This is a genomic window from Vibrio limimangrovi, assembly GCF_054064025.1.
In genome coordinates, this window is record NZ_JBSUGF010000005.1 from 58,219 (window position 1) to 77,773 (window position 19,555).

The 19,555-nt window shown below is 46.5% G+C and carries 16 protein-coding genes; 8 read left to right on the forward strand and 8 right to left on the reverse strand.

The window, feature by feature from the left end; genetic code table 11:
* Positions 1-111 precede the first annotated feature (111 nt).
* From ACWYU8_RS04735 to ACWYU8_RS04750, 4 genes are all read left to right on the forward strand, one after another.
* The gene (locus ACWYU8_RS04735) at positions 112-939 is read left to right on the forward strand and encodes a formate/nitrite transporter family protein (RefSeq protein WP_457517593.1); all 828 of its coding nucleotides are present in this window, start codon (positions 112-114) and stop codon (positions 937-939) included.
* A 107-nt stretch (positions 940-1,046) separates the two neighbouring features.
* On the forward strand, positions 1,047-3,239 hold the full coding sequence (gene fdhF, locus ACWYU8_RS04740; RefSeq protein ID WP_457517594.1) for a formate dehydrogenase subunit alpha: 2,193 nt from the start codon (positions 1,047-1,049) through the stop codon (positions 3,237-3,239).
* On the forward strand, positions 3,236-4,303 hold the full coding sequence (locus tag ACWYU8_RS04745; RefSeq protein ID WP_457517596.1) for a 4Fe-4S dicluster domain-containing protein: 1,068 nt from the start codon (positions 3,236-3,238) through the stop codon (positions 4,301-4,303). Before fdhF ends, ACWYU8_RS04745 begins: the two co-directional genes overlap by 4 nt.
* Positions 4,293-5,117: an iron-sulfur cluster-binding protein gene (locus tag ACWYU8_RS04750; RefSeq protein WP_457517598.1), complete on the forward strand. Its 825-nt coding sequence runs from the start codon at positions 4,293-4,295 to the stop codon at positions 5,115-5,117. The genes ACWYU8_RS04745 and ACWYU8_RS04750 overlap by 11 nt, the downstream gene beginning before the upstream one ends.
* 32 nt (positions 5,118-5,149) lie before the next feature.
* Here the strand turns inward: ACWYU8_RS04750 and ppsA are convergent, their stop codons facing one another.
* From ppsA to acsA, 5 genes are all read right to left on the reverse strand, one after another.
* Positions 5,150-7,564, reverse strand: coding sequence for a phosphoenolpyruvate synthase (gene ppsA, locus ACWYU8_RS04755; RefSeq protein ID WP_457517600.1), 2,415 nt, complete (start codon positions 7,562-7,564; stop codon positions 5,150-5,152).
* A gap of 63 nt (positions 7,565-7,627) precedes the next feature.
* Positions 7,628-7,873, reverse strand: a complete 246-nt coding sequence (locus ACWYU8_RS04760; protein ID WP_457517602.1) for an acyl carrier protein — start codon at positions 7,871-7,873, stop codon at positions 7,628-7,630.
* Positions 7,870-9,213 carry a dihydrolipoamide acetyltransferase family protein gene (locus ACWYU8_RS04765; RefSeq protein WP_457517604.1) on the reverse strand — a complete coding sequence of 448 codons (1,344 nt, stop codon included), beginning with the start codon at positions 9,211-9,213 and terminating at the stop codon, positions 7,870-7,872. Before ACWYU8_RS04765 ends, ACWYU8_RS04760 begins: the two co-directional genes overlap by 4 nt.
* Before the next feature lie 13 nt (positions 9,214-9,226).
* Positions 9,227-11,233: a pyruvate dehydrogenase (acetyl-transferring) E1 component subunit alpha gene (pdhA, locus tag ACWYU8_RS04770; RefSeq protein ID WP_457517605.1), complete on the reverse strand. Its 2,007-nt coding sequence runs from the start codon at positions 11,231-11,233 to the stop codon at positions 9,227-9,229.
* The gene (acsA, locus tag ACWYU8_RS04775) at positions 11,230-12,966 is read right to left on the reverse strand and encodes an acetate--CoA ligase (protein WP_457517606.1); all 1,737 of its coding nucleotides are present in this window, start codon (positions 12,964-12,966) and stop codon (positions 11,230-11,232) included. The genes pdhA and acsA overlap by 4 nt, the downstream gene beginning before the upstream one ends.
* 303 nt (positions 12,967-13,269) lie before the next feature.
* On the opposite strand from acsA, the gene ACWYU8_RS04780 reads away from it, so the two are divergent.
* The gene (locus ACWYU8_RS04780) at positions 13,270-13,959 is read left to right on the forward strand and encodes a phage tail protein (RefSeq protein ID WP_457517607.1); all 690 of its coding nucleotides are present in this window, start codon (positions 13,270-13,272) and stop codon (positions 13,957-13,959) included.
* Between the two features lie 4 nt (positions 13,960-13,963).
* Positions 13,964-14,926 (forward strand): tetratricopeptide repeat protein, encoded by a 963-nt coding sequence (locus ACWYU8_RS04785; RefSeq protein ID WP_457517608.1) that lies wholly within the window; start codon positions 13,964-13,966, stop codon positions 14,924-14,926.
* Between the two features lie 72 nt (positions 14,927-14,998).
* On the opposite strand, the gene ACWYU8_RS04790 is transcribed toward ACWYU8_RS04785, so the two are convergent.
* Both ACWYU8_RS04790 and ACWYU8_RS04795 read right to left on the reverse strand, forming a co-directional pair.
* On the reverse strand, positions 14,999-15,472 hold the full coding sequence (locus ACWYU8_RS04790) for a heme-degrading domain-containing protein (RefSeq protein ID WP_457517609.1): 474 nt from the start codon (positions 15,470-15,472) through the stop codon (positions 14,999-15,001).
* 10 nt (positions 15,473-15,482) lie between these two features.
* Complete coding sequence (locus ACWYU8_RS04795) at positions 15,483-16,526, reverse strand: oxidoreductase (protein WP_457517611.1); 1,044 nt, start codon at positions 16,524-16,526, stop codon at positions 15,483-15,485.
* Between the two features lie 328 nt (positions 16,527-16,854).
* On the opposite strand from ACWYU8_RS04795, the gene ACWYU8_RS04800 reads away from it, so the two are divergent.
* Complete coding sequence (locus ACWYU8_RS04800) at positions 16,855-17,613, forward strand: DeoR/GlpR family DNA-binding transcription regulator (protein ID WP_457517612.1); 759 nt, start codon at positions 16,855-16,857, stop codon at positions 17,611-17,613.
* Positions 17,614-17,743: 130 nt separating this feature from the next.
* On the opposite strand, the gene ACWYU8_RS04805 is transcribed toward ACWYU8_RS04800, so the two are convergent.
* On the reverse strand, positions 17,744-18,418 hold the full coding sequence (locus tag ACWYU8_RS04805; protein WP_457517613.1) for a fructose-6-phosphate aldolase: 675 nt from the start codon (positions 18,416-18,418) through the stop codon (positions 17,744-17,746).
* 191 nt (positions 18,419-18,609) lie between these two features.
* On the opposite strand from ACWYU8_RS04805, the gene ACWYU8_RS04810 reads away from it, so the two are divergent.
* A complete protein-coding gene (locus ACWYU8_RS04810; protein WP_457517615.1) occupies positions 18,610-19,554 on the forward strand; it encodes a glycyl-radical enzyme activating protein in 945 nt (314 codons plus the stop codon).
* Position 19,555: the final 1 nt, after the last annotated feature.

Below are 19,555 nucleotides of genomic sequence, written 5' to 3' on the forward strand. Positions count from 1 at the left end.
ACTTTTCTGAAACTTGTAAGCGTGACAACGATCTGAATCCTGCGGCTAAAAATGAGTTAGTCGTGCAATATCTACTAGTTTATAAGGAGGAACTCGAAAGGAGGTGCGCTCGTGGCTGACATTTATGGTTTTGACTCTTTTTCGCCACAGCAAATCGCTGAAAAAGTTGACTCGATTGGTGTGACAAAAGCGCGATTACCTTTGCTGACAATGATTATGCTCGGAATATTAGCCGGAGCTTTTATTGGTCTGGGCGGATTGTATTTTACTATCGTCAAATCGGATGCAGCGCTTAGTTTTGCTACCCAGCAAGTGCTTGGTGGGGTGACGTTCTCTCTGGGCTTGATCTTGGTGATCATCGCCGGAGCAGAGCTATTTACAGGTAATAACTTATTGGCGATGGCCTGGGCCGACGACAAAATCACGACGGCTGAATTGCTAAAAAACTGGGTCGTTGTCTGTTTATCAAACTTTGTTGGTGCGGTTGGGGTGGCTGCTTTGGTTTTTTTCTCCGGGCATCCTGAAATGAATCAGGGAGCCATTGCAATGACGTATGCAAAGATAGCAGCAGCAAAGTGCGATATGCCTTTTTGGAGTGCATTTTTCCGCGGAGTACTGTGTAACATATTGGTATGTATGGCGGTTTGGATGGCATTAGCGGGTAGAACGGTTGTAGATAAAGTTGTGGCGATAATTTTTCCTATCTCCGCATTTGTTGCGGCTGGTTTTGAGCATAGTATCGCGAATATGTACTTTATTTCTTTGGCGATGATGCTGCAAAGTTATGGCTCGGTAGAGGTCTCTAGCTCAGTGGGCCTGGCGGGCTTTCTTAGTAACTTGGTTCCTGTGATCTTAGGTAATCTTGTAGGAGGCAGTGTATTCGTCGGCTTGGTTTATCACATAATCTATCAGCGTGGCCACTCCGAAGATGCACAATAAGTTGCCAACTGAAAGCAATAGATCGAAACCACTTCTCGCGCTAAGAGCCTAACGAGTAACTGAGGACTGCTATAATTTATGTAGGTTTACGTAGCAAGGTTAAGGTTATGAGCTCTCAGCGAAAAAACTCACCAAAAGCACCTGATCTTCTTTCATCGGGTGACTTAAAAGCAGAACCTTCGCCTCCACTGCTTAATCATATTGCTATTCGACCTAAACCCACTAAAACGGTGTGCCCATTTTGTGGTGTTGGCTGTGGGATGCTGCTTTCTTGTGATGAACATGGTCAGGTTTGTGGGATCAGCCCCTTGAAAGAGCATCCAATTAGTCAAGGTCAGCTCTGTGAAAAAGGGTGGAACAGCCTCTACGCCATTTCGCCAGAAAATCGAATTACTCAACCTTTGAAGCGCTGTAAAGATCAATTCATTCCAATAAGTTGGGATGAAGCACTTGAAGAAATCAGCTCAACACTTTTAGAGATTATTGAAGAGTTTGGCTCTGACGCGACAGGGGTGATAAGCAGCGCCCGAGCAACCAACGAAGACAATTATGCCGCACAGAAATTCGCTCGCGCAGTTTTAGGTACCAACAATATCGACCATTGTGCTCGAATTTGTCATAGCCCGACGGTGGCAGGTTTGAAGCAAGTGCTTGGTTCTGGTGCGATGACCAACAGTGCCAAGGACCTGTTTGAAGCGGACGTTATTGTGGTTGTTGGGGCTGATCCGACAGAAAATCACAGTGTCCTTGGTGGGCAGGTGATACGTGCCAAACTGGCAGGTGCGAAGTTAATTGTTATCGACCCCAGAGTAACCCGTTTAGCTAAGTTAGCGGATTTACATTTGCAACTGACTCCGGGATCCAACATAGCGCTGATCAATGCCATGATTCATGTGATTTTGAGTAATCACTGGCATGATGAGGATTTCATTTCAAATCGATGCGAGGGCTTTGATGAACTCTCAGAGCACGTAGAGCGTATTACACCGGAGTCGGTAGAACGTATTACTGGTGTCGAAGCAAACCTGATTCGACGGGCAGCTCAATATTATAGTCAAGCCGACCGAGCTATGATTCTGTATGGGATGGGCATTACCCAATTTGTTAGCGGTACCTCCAATGTTATTGCGCTGGCTGATTTGGCGTTGGTTTGCGGACACATTGGGAAACCGGGAACGGGTATTAACCCATTACGTGGACAAAACAATGTTCAAGGTGCCTGTGATATGGGTTGTCTGCCTAACGTCTACCCCGGATACCAATCTGTGGACGATAGCGATATCCAGCTGCGGTTCGCTGACTACTGGGGCTGTGATATTGCATCGACACCGGGTTTAACATCATTAGGTATGACCAAAACCGCAATGGAAGGACACTTTCGAGCACAAATCCTGTTTGGTGAGGATCCGGTGGTTACGGATCCTGATCAAAACCATGTTCGACTCGCTTACCGGTCACTGGATTTGCTGGTGGTCGCGGAACTGACGATGACAGAGACCGCTAAGCTGGCTGACTATATTCTTCCTGCTGCTTCCTTTGCGGAAAAGTTGGGCACCTTTACGAATTGTGAACGCCGGGTCCAGCTAATCAATCCTGCGATGTCTCCACTCGGTGAATCGATGGCCGATTGGCAGTGGTTGCAAGCACTCGCCAAAAAAATGGGCAGTGAGGCCCTGAATTGGCAAAGCAGTGAAGAAGTGTTCGATGAAATGGCTGCCATTACGCCAGAGTACCAAGGGATGACTTACTCGAAGTTGGATAAGCATCATGGTTTGCAGTGGCCTTGTAACGATTCTGCTCCTGAAGGAACACCAGTTCTCCACGAGAAGGAGTTTCCGATCGGGCGTGCTCGTTTAACGCCAGTACGGTACGTTCCGATAGATGAGTCTCCGGATTCTGACTTTCCATTACTGTTAACCACCAATCGACTGCACTTCCATTATGGGTGTGGTTCGATGACACGCAAATCGCCCTTATTGGAGCGGGAAAACCCACCGGGCATTCTGTTTATTAACCCTAAAGATGCTGACCTATTGGGAATTTCTTTATATAGCCCGGTCAGCGTTCGATCAAGACGCGGCTACATCGAAACGCGGGCAATCATCACAGATGATGTGCCAGTTGGCGTGGTTAGTATGCCTTATCACTTTAAAGAGGCTCCATCTAACCAGCTCACTAATACTGCGCAAGATCCGGTTACCAAAATGCCCGAATTAAAAGCCTGCGCAGTGGAGGTTGAACTGCTGCCAGCAGGGCATAAACCGCTCGCTGCTTGGGAAAGACCGGGAGAGTTAAAATGACTAAGACGTACTTATTAGACTCATTGGATGCTCTCAGATTGCACTTATTGCAAAGTCGGGCGCTTTATCAGGTTGTAGCCAATAGCGAGCAGGGAGCGGAGGATTACTATTGGCAGCGTGTGCTTGCGCATAACTTGCAGCCCATTGTGAATCAAAAGCCTACCCATTCGGCAAAGGGATTCTTCTTTACTGAACACGAGCCTCTGTATGTATTCGATGGCAAAATGTTTAAAGAGACGTTACCAAACGTTGAGCCGTTTGTTTTGTTCGGCGTCCAAAGCTGTGATTTGGTGGCGATTCACTATCAGGATCAGTTCTTTGAACAAGATCCGTACTACCAGACTCGACGAAAACAAGCCTTACTCATCGGAATGGATTGCACGATGCCTTGTGAGAATGGCTTCTGTCCGACGGTAAATGCTGGCCCGAGTGTTCGCGACGAGACGGCAGATTTAACGCTTCACCCTCTCGATGAAGATCATTGGCTATTAGTGGTCCTGACAAAGCTAGGAGAAGAGTCGCTTCAAGGGTTAGATCTTAAGGTGGCCTCGACTCACCATCGGAGTAAACGTTGGGAGAACATCGCGCATTGTGAGCAGGCTTTTCCTGATGATCGTTATCTCATCGAAGGGATCGAAAAAGTCAGTGAGGGCAGAGTGCCAGAGGCGTTTTGGCAACAAGTCGGGATTCAGTGTTTAGGATGTTCCGGATGCACAACGCTTTGTCCGACATGCTCTTGCTATGGTACCTGCTCAATCACAAAGAGCAGTATCACTGAGGACAAGAACCCTGAAGACGCCAATGTTTCCCGAGACGACACTGTTTCTCAGGTAAGGTTTTGGGATTCCTGTTTATACGAAGGATTTCAACGCGTAGCCAGTTTTCATAATCCTTCTAAGGAAGCTGGAAAAAGGGTCGAGCGTTTTTGGTATCACAAGTTCAGTATTGATTTTGTACCTGAATTTGGACGTTATGGTTGTGTGGGTTGCGGTCGTTGTGAACAGACGTGTCCCGGAGTTATTGGCGTACATTCATTAATGAAAAGGATTGTCGATGATGTTTAGTTTAACTCCAGACAGCATTGAAATTATCGATTATTACGATGATGGGGAAGATACCCGTCATTACAATTTTCGCTTACTAGAGCAAAACCCGAAATGGACAAAAGCCACCAGTGGTCAGTTTTTCATGCTTTGTGTGCCCGGAGTGGGCGAAGCGCCATTTACCTTTACGAAGTTACCTGACGAGTTTGGTCACTTTCGGGCCTTAGTTCGTAAAGTGGGCGCAGTTACTGAGTCTCTGTTTACTAAATATCGAGGCGAAATCATTGGCGCCCGAGGTCCATTTGGCCACGGTTGGCAAACCGACAATTTGGTAGACAAAAAGATTCTTGTTATCGGTGGAGGATGCGGCCTTGCCCCTCTGGTGAGCGTTGTTGAACAACTTATCGACCAGCAAAATTTTACTCAGCTAGAGGTCGTGTATGCAGCACGCAGTAAGCAAACCTTGTTGCTAACACCAGAACGAGAACACTGGAAACACTGTGTTCCTATATTCAATGTGGTTGAAGATATTACGGGACTGGATGAGCAAGATTACTATCCCGGTACGGCAATAGGTGTTTTACCGAAAGTCTTACAATCGTTTGGAGAACAGCCAGACTGTGTATTGGTTGCCGGACCAGAGGCCATGATGAGTGTGGTAAGTGAATATTTGGTTTCCTATGGCATTGACGCAAAAGACATCTATCTTTCTGTCGAGAGAAGAATGCATTGCGCGGTGGGATTATGCGGACATTGCTATCTGAAAAACCATTATATTTGCACTCATGGCCCAACATTACGTTGGGCCGAAGTAAGTGAATTTCTGACTGTATAGTGCTGGTTAGCTTTGCGTTAAATCTAATTCCGTTAAAGCTTATTGCTTTGCGAAATTTCTTGTTCCGCTTTGGCGACCACGGTGCAACCTTTAGCAAAGGAGTCAGGGTTGAGTGATATCGAATCGATGCCACAAGTGACAAGAAATTCGGCAAACTCAGGGTGATCCGAAGGTGCCTGACCACAGATACCGACTTTGCATCCTTTGCTGTGTGCGACACGGATTACTTGCTCAATGAGGCTTTTAACTGCATCATCCCGAGCATCGAACATTGGTTTGAGTTCAGCAGAGTCACGGTCAATCCCTAGCACCAATTGAGTTAAGTCATTACTGCCGATCGAGAAACCGTCAAACCTCTCAGCGAATCGGTCGGCAAGGATAACATTCGACGGAATTTCGCACATCACATAGACTTGCAACCCATCTTCGCCACGTTTGAGTCCTGCTTCTGCCATCACTTCTAGCACTTTGTCGGCTTCACTGACGGTACGGCAGAATGGAATCATAACGATGATGTTATCAAAGCCAATCTCTTCTCTGGCTTTCAAGATTGCTTTGCATTCTAGTTGAAACGCTTCTTTATAACGAGGGTGGTAATAGCGAGATGCACCACGTAAACCCAGCATCGGGTTCTCTTCATGCAACTCAAAGAAGTCTCCGCCAAGTAAACCGCAATATTCATTCGATTTGAAATCAGACATGCGCACAATAACCGGTTTAGGATATTGGCTTGCAGCGATTTTACTGACGCCAAGTGCAAGGTTATCCACGAAATAATCCGCCAGTGTGGCAAATCCCTGGCAACGGGTGCGGATTTCGTTTTCTACCTCTGGGTCGGTGATTTGTTCTGGGTGTAACAGGGCCATCGGGTGAAGCCCAATATGGCTGGAAATGATAAATTCGATACGGGTTAAACCAATCCCGGCAGTAGGCAGTTGCCACCAGTGGAAAATACCGTCAGGCATCGCTGCGTTGATCATGATTTTCGTTTTGGTTGAAGGCAGAGCTTTGAGATCAATCTCTTGAGTGGTGTAGTTGACCTCGCCATCATACACCTGACCAACAGCACCCTGAGCGCAGCTGAGTGTCACGACTTGTCCTGATTGGAGTTTGTGTGTGGCGTGTTCAGTACCGACAATCGCGGGCACTTTAAGCTCACGACTGACAATTGCCGCATGGCTGGTTGGTCCGCCTGAGTCAGTAATGATACCTGCCGCTTTGCGCATTAACGGTACCCAGTCCGGATCTGTGCGTTCAGTGACCAGAATCGCACCTTCAGGGAATGAGTCTATGTCATCGGGTGACAACACGGTATAGGTTTGGCCGATTGCAACTGCACCACCAACACTGGCACCTTCGAGTAGCACGGGGGCATTGGTTTTTTCCAGTTTGTAGTTGACCAACAGAGCCGCATCGCGGTGTGATTCCACCGTTTCTGGCCTTGCCTGAACCATGAACAATTGCTGAGTTTGGCTGTCTTTTGCCCATTCCATATCCATAGGGCAGCCATAATGGCGTTCGATGATCACTGCCCAGTTACTCAATTGCAGTATTTCATCGTCGCTCAGTACAAGCTGACTGCGCTCTTCGCGTGTGGTTGGCAAGGTTATGGTCGGCTGTTCTACTTTTCCTGGGTCATTAAACAGCATTTTTTCCAGTTTGTTACCGAGCTGCTTTTCAATGATCGGGCGTTTGTCAGGCTGTTCAAGCATTGGTTTATAAACCATAAATCGATCGGGTGTGACCGAGCCTTTAACGATGGTTTCACCCAGTCCCCAACTGCCGTTAATCATTACCACATCCGGAAAACCATTTTCGGTGTCCAGACTGAACATTACCCCCGCACATTGCGATTCGATCATCTGTTGCACACCGACAGATAAAGCGACTTGTTGATGTTCGAATCCTTGCTCTTGACGGTAAACAATGGCGCGGTCGGTATAAAGAGAAGCGAAACATTGCTTACAGGCTTCAAGCACCTGTTGGTCACCACGGATATTCAGATAGCTCTCTTGCTGGCCAGCAAAACTGGCTTCTGGCAGGTCTTCAGCGGTGGCGGAACTTCGAACTGCGACTGAAGCTAAAGGCAACCCAATTTGTTCGCATAGCGCGTGGTACGCATCCAAAATAGCGTTCTCTTGTTCTGGGGTAAAGCTCGCCTGACTGATGAGTGTACGTATATTTCGTCCGGCTTCAGCAAGGCTTATCTCTTCGCGATCCATTCGGTTGAGAAATCCCGCAATAGGGTCGTTAAGCTCATTTTGCTTTAAAAAATCCCGGAAAAACTGCGCACTGGTGGCAAAGCCATCTGGCACACGAATACCACTTTCACTAAGCTGGCTGAGCATTTCACCTAAACTGGCATTTTTGCCTCCGACGAGGCTGACATCTGTAGCATGAAGTTGTTGATAGCGATATATCAACGGTTGCGCATTTTGTGTAGACATGGTCAGCGTCCTTTATTCTGTTGTAAGGTTCTGTCTGCCGTCATAGACGCGAAATTGCAGCGCTTACTGACATCGTTCCTGCAGATAGTTTTTCAGTTGGTTATAACTGCGGACCTTGGTGTAGTCTCCTTCCGGAATACTGACACCGGTAGTCTTTTTCAGAGACGAAAGGAGGTTAAGAAAGTCCATCGAATCGAGATCGCACTCTTCGCGCAAATCTTCATCCAGATCGATTTCGTCCATTTCAATTTCAGGCGCGATATGTTTTATCGCTTCGGCAATCGTGGCTGGTATATTGATATTGTTCATAAAGCCTCCGGATGTTGCAGTTGCTTCGCCAGAGCCTGCAGAAAACGCGCTCCAGTGACGCCGTCACTTACGCGATGATCTGCGGCCAGTGTGACTGTCATGATCTCGCCGATTTCTATTTGGTTGTCTTTTACTACCGGGGCCTGACGCTGGCGGCCGAGTCCTATGATAGCTACCTGAGGTGGGTAAATGACACCGGTAATACTGTCGGCTCCCCGTTCCCCGATACTGGTTACCGTTATGGTGGTCTGGCTAATCTCGGAGCTGCGAAGTCGTCCGCGTCGGCTGCGCTGCGCTAAATCACGTAATGCATCCATCGTTTGATCGACGGTTAGCTGGTCAGCGTTAAGAATGCTCGGAATAACCAAACCGCCTTCACGCAGACTGATCGTATTGCCGATGTTCACTTCTGTAGAAGGAGTGAAGTGTCCATCTTGATAAAAGCCGTTGAGATCGGGGAATTTGACGAGCTGACGAGCAATGGCGTTAAGAATAACTGCGGGAAGTAGCAACCGATTTTCTGGCTCGCGTTGTTGATTTTGTTCGGCCAACCATATTTGTACCTTAGTCAGGTCTATGTCTAATGAGAGATAATAGTGCGGAATCTCTTTTTTCGAGCGACTCATAGCATCACTGATGGCTTGCCGCATTGGTGACATCTCTTGTCTTTCAGATGCGCTTTTAACCACAGGTGGTGGAGTTGGAGAATAGGCATCTTTAGGCAAATCACGCAAGAGAATGGCGCCGTATGGACCACTGCCAGTCAGTGTTGAAAGTTCAATTCCAGATAAATGTGCGGTTTTTCGCGCGACGGGTGATGCGTACTGACGTTGCTGATTGTCAGCAGCATTGGCGGTCACGTCGATGTGCTTTAATAGTTCTGACTTAGTTACAATGTCACGGTTTAGGAGGGTTTCACGTCTCGAACCGGGTTCAAAGTTAGCTGCTCTATCTGTTTTAGGAGCTATGTTTGGAGGTAAGTAGGGAGGTAACTCTTCATCGGTTGCACCAGTTAAAGGTTCAGATGAGTCCTGCGATATTGCGGACGACTTAATGTCTGCAACAGGGGAAACGGGTGTGTCGCTTTCCATTCGAGCGATAACGCTGCCGACAGGCAGTTTGATGTCCGGCTTTATCAGAAGCTCGGTAATTGTGCCCGAATGATAAGACTCCATGTCTATCGCACCTTTGCTGGTTTCAATCACTGCAATGATGTCGCCTTTCTCTACTCGATCTCCTGGCTTTACTAGCCATTCCATCAGCGTACCATCCCGCATGTCGGCACCTAGCGCAGGCATGGTGATATCAATTAAGGAGTCATCGTGCTTATTATTTCCCATGAGCTGATTCTCCTTATTTTTCCTGCCAATCAGGCGCTATTAGTGCCGCTTTTGCGGCTCGGACAATTTTGTCCACTTGAGGAATGGCGGCTTGCTCTAAATGGTGGGGATAAGGTATCGGCACTTCTTGCGTACAAACTCTGCCGACAGGAGCATCCAGTTGCCAAAACGCGTTTTCCATGATGATCGAACTGACCTCTCCAGCCAGACTTCCGGTGTACCAACCCTCATCAATGATAACGGCACGGTGAGTCTTCGAAACACTGGTAATGATGGTGTTGGCATCCAGCGGTCTGAGTGATCTCAGGTCAATTACTTCGGCGTCAATGCCCTCTGTTTCCAGCTGATACGCGGCTTGTAAAGTTTTTCCAAGGCTGCCTCCGTAGGTGATCAGGGTAATGTCTTTACCGTCACGACGAACCAATGCTTTGTCCACTGGCGCATCAGGTACTTCGGTGATTTGGCCTTCTTCATTGAGCAGCATGACATGTTCAAAAATGATGACCGGGTCGGGATCTTGGATCGCCTGACTGAGCATATAGCAGGCATCATTGTGGGTTGCTGGGCTCAATACTTTTAGTCCGGGAACGTGAGCGTAGAAGTTCTCCCAGCTGTGTGAGTGTTGAGCTGCGAGCTGTTTACCTGCGCCGCAAGCCATACGAATAACGATTGGAACATTAAACTGTCCCCCAGACATATGGAGAAGAGTCGCAGCGGTATTAATGATTTGATCCATCGCGAGTAAGCTAAAGTTTACGGTCATGACTTCAATAATAGGGCGCATACCACCAAGTGCAGCTCCCACGCCTACGCCGACAAAACCTGACTCGCAAAGCGGTGTGTCAATGATTCGCTCCGGGCCAAATTGTTCAAGCAATCCTTTACTGACGGCATAGCAACCGCCGTAACGTCCGACATCTTCTCCCATAAGAAAAGACCTTGGATCATTATTCAGTACGTCGATGATCCCTGCCCGGAGTGCTTCTCGATAGGTCACTTTGTCGGGGGCTTGACTACAGGGATAATGTTCCGGTTGTGACTGGTTTCCGGGGCTATGCACAAAGCGGGTGAGTTGTTCGACTGGCTCCAATTCGCCATTTTCTGAAAAAGTAATCGCTTCGCTTATTTCATCGGCAATGTTAGCTTCGATGTCCGAGAGTTCTTGATCCTGAAAATGGCTGTTTTTTTGCAGCCAATGGATAAGCTGTTTAACGGGGCCTTTCTCTTCCCAAAGTGCGACCTCACTTTTATCTCGGTATAGTTGAGTATCGAAACTAGAGTGACCACGGAAGCGGTAGGTTTGACACTCGATAAAATAGGGCTTTTTCTGCTCGCGGACAAAATCAACGGCTTCAAGAGCAGCGGCTTCCACATCAACCACATTCATGCCATCGACTTGAGTCGATTCAATACCGTAACTTCGGGCTTTTTGTGAAATATTGGTGTTGGATTCAGATAGCGCGAGCGCCGTTCCCATCGCGTAACGATTGTTTTCACAGATGAACAGGACCGGAAGCTCCCACAGGGCAGCGAGATTAAGGCTTTCGTGAAATTCACCTTCGGCAACCGCGCCTTCGCCAAAAAAGCATACCGCGATGGCATCGCGCTGCATTTTTTTATTCGCAAGCGCAAGGCCAGTAGCAAGTGGCAGGCCTCCGCCAACAATGGCATTGCCGCCGTAGAAGTTCAGGTTCTTGTCAAACAGATGCATCGAACCACCGCGGCCATGACTACAGCCATTAGTACGGCCGTACATTTCAGCCAATACGCTCCCCATGCTCATGCCGCGGGCAAGTGCGTGACCGTGTTCGCGATAGGTCGCCACGACTTGGTCATCTTTATTGAGTGCAGACATTACGCCAACGGCTATGGCTTCTTCACCGATATAGAGATGCAGGAAGCCACGAATTTTTTCTAACGCATAAAGCTCAGCGCATTTTTCCTCAAAACGACGAATACGCAGCATCTGTTCTAACTGCCTGAGTAAATGTTCGCGATTGATATGGAGTCTTTTGTTCATTGTTCATCACTCTCCAATGTCGAAATATCCCCTTCAGGTAAGCCCAGTTCACGTGCTTTAAGCAAGCGGCGCATGATCTTGCCACTGCGTGTTTTTGGCAGGTTGCTACGAAAGACGATTTCTTTCGGCGCTACCGCAGCACCGAGACGCTTACGAGCTAAACCAAGCAAAGATTGCAGAAGTTCTTCGTCTGCTTTGACATCCGGCTTAAGTGCAACAAAGGCCTTAACGGTCTGTCCTGCGACGGGGTCGGGTACGCCAATAACACCAGCTTCTGCCACCGCAGGGTGTTCCATTAACGCACTTTCAACCTCAAATGGGCCAATCAAGTGGCCGGACGATTTAATAAGGTCATCCTTACGACCGACGAACCAGAAATAGCCCTCTTCATCTTTCATCGCCAAATCGCCACTGAGATACCATTCACCATTAAAGCAGGACTGGTATTTTTCTTCTTGATTCAGGTAACCGCGAAACATGGAAGGCCAACCGGATTTGAGTGCAAGCTCTCCGACTTGCATGGGTTCGGTCTCCTCACGTGAAGAGCCATCATCGTTTTGATTGACAATGCCAGCTTCAATACCGGGAAGGGGTTTACCCATCGAACCTGGTTTGACGGGCATTGAAGGAACATTCGCAATCATGATGCCGCCAGTTTCGGTTTGCCACCAGTTGTCATGAAATGGCATGCCAAAGACTTTTTCACCCCATTCAACCGCCTCAGGATTAAGTGGTTCGCCAACACTGGCCATAAAACGCAAGTGTGACAAATCGAATTGCTTAGGCAGGGCATCACCGATTTTCATGAGCATACGTATCGCGGTAGGCGCGGTATACCAAACGGTGACCTGCTGATCCTGCAAGATCTGATACCAACGCTCGGCATCAAATTCGGCTTCATCAATAATCATGGTGACCCCAAGACAAAGCGGGGCGATGATGCCGTAGGTTGTCCCTGTTACCCAGCCCGGATCGGCAGTGCACCAATAGATGTCATCAGGCTTAAGATCCAACGCGTAAAAGGCAGAGTGGATATGATGTTGTACGGCCTGATGAACATGGATAACGCCTTTAGGTTTACCCGTTGTGCCGCTGGTAAAGTGCAGTAGCGCCATGTCTTCAGGTTGCGTCGGCTCACAGGAATGGGCTGGGTTAGTATCAGCCATTAGCTTGTGATAGTCATAGCATCCAGGCTCGTCATCCGGGCTGCCATCGATGAGTAATATAGCTTTAATATGCGGTAATTCCCGCCACCAACTTTTGAGTTTTTTACGATATAGACTCCAAGTGGTGATGACCACATTTGCCGAACCGATTTCCATTCGGGAGCGAATAGGCTCCGGACCGAAGGCAGAAAATAGTGGGGTAAAGACACAGCCCGCTTTGAGTGTCCCCATTGCGGCTACGTAAAGTTCCGGTCTGCGCCCTGCAAGGCTGTAAACGCGGCTACCTCGTGGTAAATCCAGTTTTGATAAGAGGTCTGCAAAACGGTTGGTTTGCTCGCTGAGATCTCGATAGCTGAAATCAACGACGTCATTCTCTTTGCTGATCCAACGCAGAGCCAGTTTGTCTTGACTGGGTTGGTTAAGGTGTCGGTCTAATGCCTCGTACCCAATATTCAAGCCGCCAGAGCTCAATCCTTTAATGGAAGGAGGGGAGAGTGTTGCTTTGTGTGGTTCTAATTGCAGGTTGGCATTGTCCGCCAGCGTTTGGTGAAAAATTGTTTTAACCATAATTTGGCATCCCGCACAAAAGTGAACGATTTCCAGAATAGGAAATAGACCTGCTAAAAGTATGGTTTATCGCAGTAAGTTTGCCACCGAGTAATTAAGTTTTTACTAATGTTTTGAGCTAGCCCAATTCTCTGCGTAATAGGTGCATAAAACTGGGCCAGTTGGCATGCCAATTCCAAATTTAATCTATACTGTGAGGATTCATAAATAACAAAAATGTCATTAACGATTCATGAATTCATGACGCTATCCATCATTCCAATGATTTTTGCTTCCTCACCTTTTTATTAAAGGATTCGGATTATGAAAATGTTCACAAGAAAGCTGCTGGTTACTGCGTGTGTATTACCATCATTAATGTTCGGTTCTAATGCGCTAGCTTGCAGCGGCGATGGCAACCAACTCCTTGGCAGTATGTGTGTATTCGCAGGAAACTTTGCTCCACGCGGATATACCTTAGCCCATGGTCAGCTTTTGTCGATATCACAATATACTGCGTTATTCTCTATTTTGGGAACGACGTATGGCGGAGATGGCCGCACAACGTTTGGTTTGCCTGACACTCGCGGACGTGCCGTCATAGGATGGGGAAATGGACCCGGTCTGAGTAATTATCAGATAGGCGCGCGTGGTGGTTCTGAGACGGTGACCCTTTCGGAGTTACAGTTGCCATCTCACTCTCATTTGGCATCTACGATAATATCTGGTGACATAGATATTGACGGAGTGATTAATCTTCACGCATTTAATGATAAGTCAAATACAAGAAGTCCAGCTGGCAGCTCGCTTGCCGAGTCGAAATACTCTACTGAAGCGCCGAATATTATGATGAGCCCTGATTCGGTTTCTTTTAGTTTAGTGGCGGCAAACAACCTTAATGCTTCGACAACAGTATCTAGTGCTGGTGGTAGTCAGTCTCATGAAAATCGTATGCCATATATTGCAATAAGCTGGGTGATTGCGCTTCAGGGTATTTATCCATCGAGAAATTAACTGAATGTATAACAGTTTTAATTGGGGCCAGTTACGACTTGTTTTGATCATCTGTAGTCTGGGTTACCCATCTGAAAATTTTGCAGAAAATGAAAACAATTCGCTGGCGAAGGGGTATGAAGCTCTCGCGAGTGGGGACTATTCTCAGTCGTTTGAGATATTTACTCGATTAGCTAAACAAAGCTCTCCTGAGGCTAACTTTGCGTCAGCGTTATTCTATAAACACGGTTGGGGAAAGGTAGAGCAAGACATCGGTAAAGCATGTGACTTATTTTTGTATGCCGCTGAAAATGGGATACCAGTCGCCCAGCAGGAGTACGGCTACTGTATCATGCAAATCAAGTCACCTGATTCAAATGAGCATCCGAGCGATTGGTTCAAGTTAGCGTACGAGGGTGGGGTCTACGAGGCTGCCTGTGATATTGGTCGTTTATACCTGGGTACTAACTGGCAAGAACGAAATTTGTCGCTTGCAATACAGTGGTGTCAGCAAGCCGCCGAGATAAGTGCAGTCAAAGCTCAGGTCACACTTGGAGACATCTATATATCAAACTCAGAAGTATTCGATTTAGAGCAAGTGGAGTTTTGGTATACACAGGCCATAAACAATGGCTCTGGGGAGGCTGCTTATAAGCTTGCAAGCCTTTACCTTAGAGTTGTCGGTGAGAAAAGTGGAGATGAATACGCCAATAATAAAGCGCTTTATTTAATGGAACTCGCCTCATCTCGTCATATTGAAAAGGCATATGGACCAACGGCGAAGATGTATTGGAAGAAGTTGCAAAATAGCTCTATTGATAGATCTGAACTGCTGGCTAAAAGCTATGTGTGGGCAAAAGCGGCACATCAAGTTAATCCAACGGCTGACACGGCCCGTTTCTTGGGCAAAATTGAAAAGGAGTTACCAAGACAATGGAAGGAGGAGTTAGATTTTCAAGTTGAACAGTTTAATGAAAATGTTCCGTAATTTAAGTAGAAACGGCGAAGAGCCGGCGACGTTATGTCACCGACTATTTAACCAATCGAACCATCACGATCTTTATGGCTGATAATGATCTAAATGCGCTCTCAGTACTTCAATCACCATGTTGTGGTCTTCTTCTGACGGCAATCCAGACACAGTGATCACACCAACAAGTCCACTTCCTTTAATGCGAATAGGAAATGCGCCACCATGAGCGCAGTATTCATTGGCATCGATATGAGGCTGACTTTCAAAGTCACGTTGTTTAGAAGCATTGTAGTGACCAAGATAATGAGAGCTGTGGCCAAAGCGCAGAACGGATTGACGCTTGCGTCTGGCCCAGTCTTGTTTGTCCTTACTGCTGCCTTCCATTGCGTAACTAAACAGTACTTGCTCGAATGCATACACTTCTATCATTACCGATGCAGACCGTTCCTCCGCTGCCGATTTTAGTGCACAGCCCAGTTCCCACGCGGTTCCATGATTAAAATGATTTAGCTGTAATTCCGCTTCTTGCTCTAATAGCTCTGATAAAATGTCTTTGCTCATTTATAGGCCCTCACACATTCTTTACGGGCAATTTTTGACCTAAGCGGCTGCTTTCCATCGCCAGTTCGATGAGTTTGATGTTCCACAGAGCATCTTCAGCTTTAACTGGTGGTGCGGTGTTATTACGAATCGCTTCAGCCATTTTAAGGAAATAATGCTGATAGCCACCTCTCTCTGTGGCAATGATTTCGCTCGAATCCGCGCTATAAAAACGACCATAGTTATCCGGTGTTTCATCTGCCCAGCTCGGTTCGGTCGGATGAATACCCTCAATTAAACGTGGTTCCTGAGAATCCAGCCCACACTTTTCGTAGGTGCCTTTTGTGCCCTTGAGAGTAAAACGTTTATTAGGACCAGCACTAAATAGATCACCATGTACAATTGCTAAGTGATTAGGGTAATGCAGAACCACGTCGAAATAGTCAACATTGGTTGAGCCTTCACGCATCATCTTACATTCTGCGCTGATAGCGTCAGGAAGACCAAATAGTTCGAGTACTTGATCAATTAAGTGGGAGCCTAAATCAAATAAAATGCCACCACCATCTGTCGCTTGTTCACGCCAGCGCTGACGTACTTCTGGTCTAAAGCGATCAAAGTGAGATTCGAAATGTTTTAGCTCACCGAGACGTTTTTCTTCAATTAGTTTTTTCGCTGTTAAGAAGTCTCCATCCCAACGACGATTATGGTAAACACTCAGTATGCGGTTTTTTTCTTCCGCCAGTGCGATAAGCGCTTCACCATCCGCAACATTGGTGACAAAAGGCTTCTCGATAATGACGTGTTTGCCGTTTTCAATCGCTTGCTTCGCCAGTTCAAAGTGCACGTCATTAGGTGCAGTGATGATGACCAGTTCAGCGTCAGATTCGTTAAGCAGATCACTCGCTGCTGTATAATGCTGGGCAGTCGGCCAATCTTGCGCGACTGCCTCTCCATTGCTGGTGCTAATGGCGACAAGCTCGAATTCATCTAGTGCACTGACAAAAGGAATATGGAAGGTTTTTGCGGAAAACCCGTAACCGATAACAGCGGTTTTTATTGGTGAAAAAGTCATAACGTCCAACTCTCAGTTAGTGGGCACAAAAGGATTCATCCCTTTGATTTGGAATCATCTCGTTCGGATGAATAGCGATTCAGCATCAGTGTTTGGTTTTAAAAATCACTTATGCACCGCGCATTAATGCTTATTTTTACGTATCAATACGTAATTAAAAGCCAAATATTGCACATTTACTTACGTATTTTCAAGCAAAAAGAGGCATTCTTTGTCTACAAATCGAATATAAACACGTATAATTATAAGTGAATTTACGCGTATTCAAGTGTTTAACTTAAGGGGAATACGTTACACTGAAACAAAACTAAGCAGGGTGTGGTGTTTAATGACCCAAGAAGAACGCTTGATTGAGATAGAAGCTCATATAAAAAGCCATGGAAAGATAACAATAGAAGATATTTGTCAACAGTTCGACATTTCTTACGACTCTGCACGGCGTGATTTGGTTAAGTTAGCTAACCATCCCGGTATATTACGGATACGTGGTGGCGCTATCCTAGACGATAAAAGAGTGACGCTTTCTTATAATCAGCGAGCCAAGTCGAACCCGATTAAACAAAAGCTTGCTGCCTTTGGGGCTTCGCTCGTGAAAGAACATGACATCGTGTTTCTTGATGCGGGAACCACATGTGCCGCGCTTGCTCACCACCTTGATGTGTCCTCTAGCGTGATAACAAACTCTCTTGAAGGGCTAAGTGAACTGCGTGATAAAGCGAACATCAAAAAATGTGTGTTGGGCGGAACATTCGATGATTTCTCTCACGCCATACTCGGTGATATGACCACACAGCAGATAAGAAGGTATCAGGCCAACAAAGCCTTCATTGGGGTCAGTGCGTTATCTGAAGCGGGTATAACTACCGATTTAGAATCTGATGCTAACCTAAAGCTGGCGATGGCGAAGCAATCTACTCAGGTTATTTGCATTGTGGAAGACAGCAAGTTTAATAGTCAGCTGATGTTTCAATCCTGCTTATGGTCAGATATCGATTTCATTGTCACAAATCGTCGACCGCCAGAAAATATTGCGAAGCAGATGGAAGTGCATGGCGTCGAATTGATTGTGGTGAACACAGAACAGTAATTTGCTTCGCGTTGAAAATTCGCTCGACCATCTAGGTTAATAATCACCGTCTGTAAAGGACAGAGTAGAACGATTAATGCGCCCTAAAGTGTGACATTGTCACAAGGGCGCGCCAAACGTGAGCTTTCCATCAGCTTTCAAATGAAAGTTTATTGCCAAATACTTCTTTCCAGTCTTTTTCGAACTGATCCACCGCAGGCTGAACCGCTGGGTGAGCGAACATTTGCGCTGCAACATCTACTGGTAATGTAATCGCTTCAATACCGAGTTTCATCACTTCCATTGCTTGCTGAGTATTCTTGAAACTTGCTGCCAATATTTTGGCTGGAAGCTGGTTTTGATCGAGCAGCAATTGTAGGTCAGCAACAACTTCCACTCCGTTACCGTTCATCGCGTCAATACGGTTTACATATGGCGCTAAATAATCTGCGCCACACAGTGCTGCGAGGAAGCCTTGCTGCGCAGAGTAAATTGCGGTAGCGAGTACAGGAATTCCTTCTTCTTTCATTATCTTAATAGCTGATAAGCCCGTTTCTGTGGCTGGCACTTTTACTACCATATCGTAAGGCAATTCATTGATTTGGCGTGCTTCCTCAACCATTCCTTCGACCGTTGTACTGACGACTTGGGCGTGAAAGCGAGGAGCACCACCCAATACTTCTTGCATACCTTGTAAAGTTTCATTCAGTCCTTGTTTTGACTTCGCCAAAATGCTTGGGTTTGTGGTTACGCCTTTTAGTGGTAGGCATTGGTTGAAGCGTTTCACTTCTTCTACATCTGCAGTATCTAAATAGAGTTCAATCATGGTGTTTACCTTAAACAACGTATTTGTTTTGACGATGGTGACACTATAGATCTGACAATCGATTCAGATCTTGATTTTGATCAAATCAAATTTCATTTGAAAGTATAATAATTTCATTAAACGAAAATTTAGTTCGAAAGTGCAAGTTTAAATGAAGCACAAAAGTGGCATAAACCAAGAGGCCAACAGCGATGTATTTCAATATTCAGAGATTCTCGACTCACGATGGAGATGGCATTCGCACCATCCTGTTTTTGAAAGGATGCAGTCTGTCTTGCCCTTGGTGCCAGAATCCGGAAAGCCGCAGTGAAAAACGTTCACTGCTATTTGATGAACGCATCTGTCTGGAAGACTGCCAACTCTGTGTCTCTGCATACGATGAGATGGTTTCTCAAGGCATTCTCGATAAAGAAAGGGTATGCGACGGAATCAAACGTGTAGACAACCAAATCACTATCAACCGGAAAGCCATTAATGAGGATCAGTTGATTGCGATGCAGAACGTTTGTCCGACTCAGGCTCTGACCGTATGCGGGCAAGAAGCGAAATCCGATCTGCTGTTTGAAGAACTTATGAAGGATAAGCCTTTCTATCAACAGAGCGAAGGTGGCGTCACTTTTTCTGGTGGTGAGCCTTTGATGCAAGCTGACTTAGTCGCTGAACTTGCAGAGAGACTACAACAAAATCAAGTTACTACGGCGATGGAAACGTGTATGCATGCGCCGTGGAAAAGTGTAGAAAAAGTGGCACCACATATTGATTGCTGGCTTGCTGATCTCAAACACACCGACGAAGAGAAGTTTCTAAGTTGGGCGAAAGGCTCACTAAAACGCATCAAAGACAACTTGCGTAAATTAGCTCCGATAGCAAAACGTATTGTCATTCGTGTTCCTGTGGTTCCGGGCTTTAATGACACTATCGAAGAGCTTAAAGAGATTATTGATTTTGCCGCTTCATTAGAAAGCTGCCAAGAACTTCACTTGTTGCCGTACCACACCCTCGGCATCAACAAATACCGTTTGCTCGATATGCCTTACGAGTGTTCTGACAAGCCCCTGAATAATCCAGAGCTGCTCGAAAGCGCAACGCAATACGCAAGCAAACATACCAAACTCAATGTGATTGTAAGAGGTTAAC

Bases quoted from the DNA above. Each gene is read 5' to 3' on its own strand.
- fdhF (WP_457517594.1), top strand. From the start codon at position 1,047: ATGAGCTCTCAGCGAAAAAACTCACCAAAAGCACCTGATCTTCTTTCA.
- ACWYU8_RS04745 (WP_457517596.1), top strand. From the start codon at position 3,236: ATGACTAAGACGTACTTATTAGACTCATTGGATGCTCTCAGATTGCAC.
- ACWYU8_RS04750 (WP_457517598.1), top strand. From the start codon at position 4,293: ATGATGTTTAGTTTAACTCCAGACAGCATTGAAATTATCGATTATTAC.
- ppsA (WP_457517600.1), bottom strand. From the start codon at position 7,564: ATGTCTACACAAAATGCGCAACCGTTGATATATCGCTATCAACAACTT.
- ACWYU8_RS04760 (WP_457517602.1), bottom strand. From the start codon at position 7,873: ATGAACAATATCAATATACCAGCCACGATTGCCGAAGCGATAAAACAT.
- ACWYU8_RS04765 (WP_457517604.1), bottom strand. From the start codon at position 9,213: ATGGGAAATAATAAGCACGATGACTCCTTAATTGATATCACCATGCCT.
- pdhA (WP_457517605.1), bottom strand. From the start codon at position 11,233: ATGAACAAAAGACTCCATATCAATCGCGAACATTTACTCAGGCAGTTA.
- acsA (WP_457517606.1), bottom strand. From the start codon at position 12,966: ATGGTTAAAACAATTTTTCACCAAACGCTGGCGGACAATGCCAACCTG.
- ACWYU8_RS04780 (WP_457517607.1), top strand. From the start codon at position 13,270: ATGAAAATGTTCACAAGAAAGCTGCTGGTTACTGCGTGTGTATTACCA.
- ACWYU8_RS04785 (WP_457517608.1), top strand. From the start codon at position 13,964: ATGTATAACAGTTTTAATTGGGGCCAGTTACGACTTGTTTTGATCATC.
- ACWYU8_RS04790 (WP_457517609.1), bottom strand. From the start codon at position 15,472: ATGAGCAAAGACATTTTATCAGAGCTATTAGAGCAAGAAGCGGAATTA.
- ACWYU8_RS04795 (WP_457517611.1), bottom strand. From the start codon at position 16,526: ATGACTTTTTCACCAATAAAAACCGCTGTTATCGGTTACGGGTTTTCC.
- ACWYU8_RS04800 (WP_457517612.1), top strand. From the start codon at position 16,855: ATGACCCAAGAAGAACGCTTGATTGAGATAGAAGCTCATATAAAAAGC.
- ACWYU8_RS04805 (WP_457517613.1), bottom strand. From the start codon at position 18,418: ATGATTGAACTCTATTTAGATACTGCAGATGTAGAAGAAGTGAAACGC.
- ACWYU8_RS04810 (WP_457517615.1), top strand. From the start codon at position 18,610: ATGTATTTCAATATTCAGAGATTCTCGACTCACGATGGAGATGGCATT.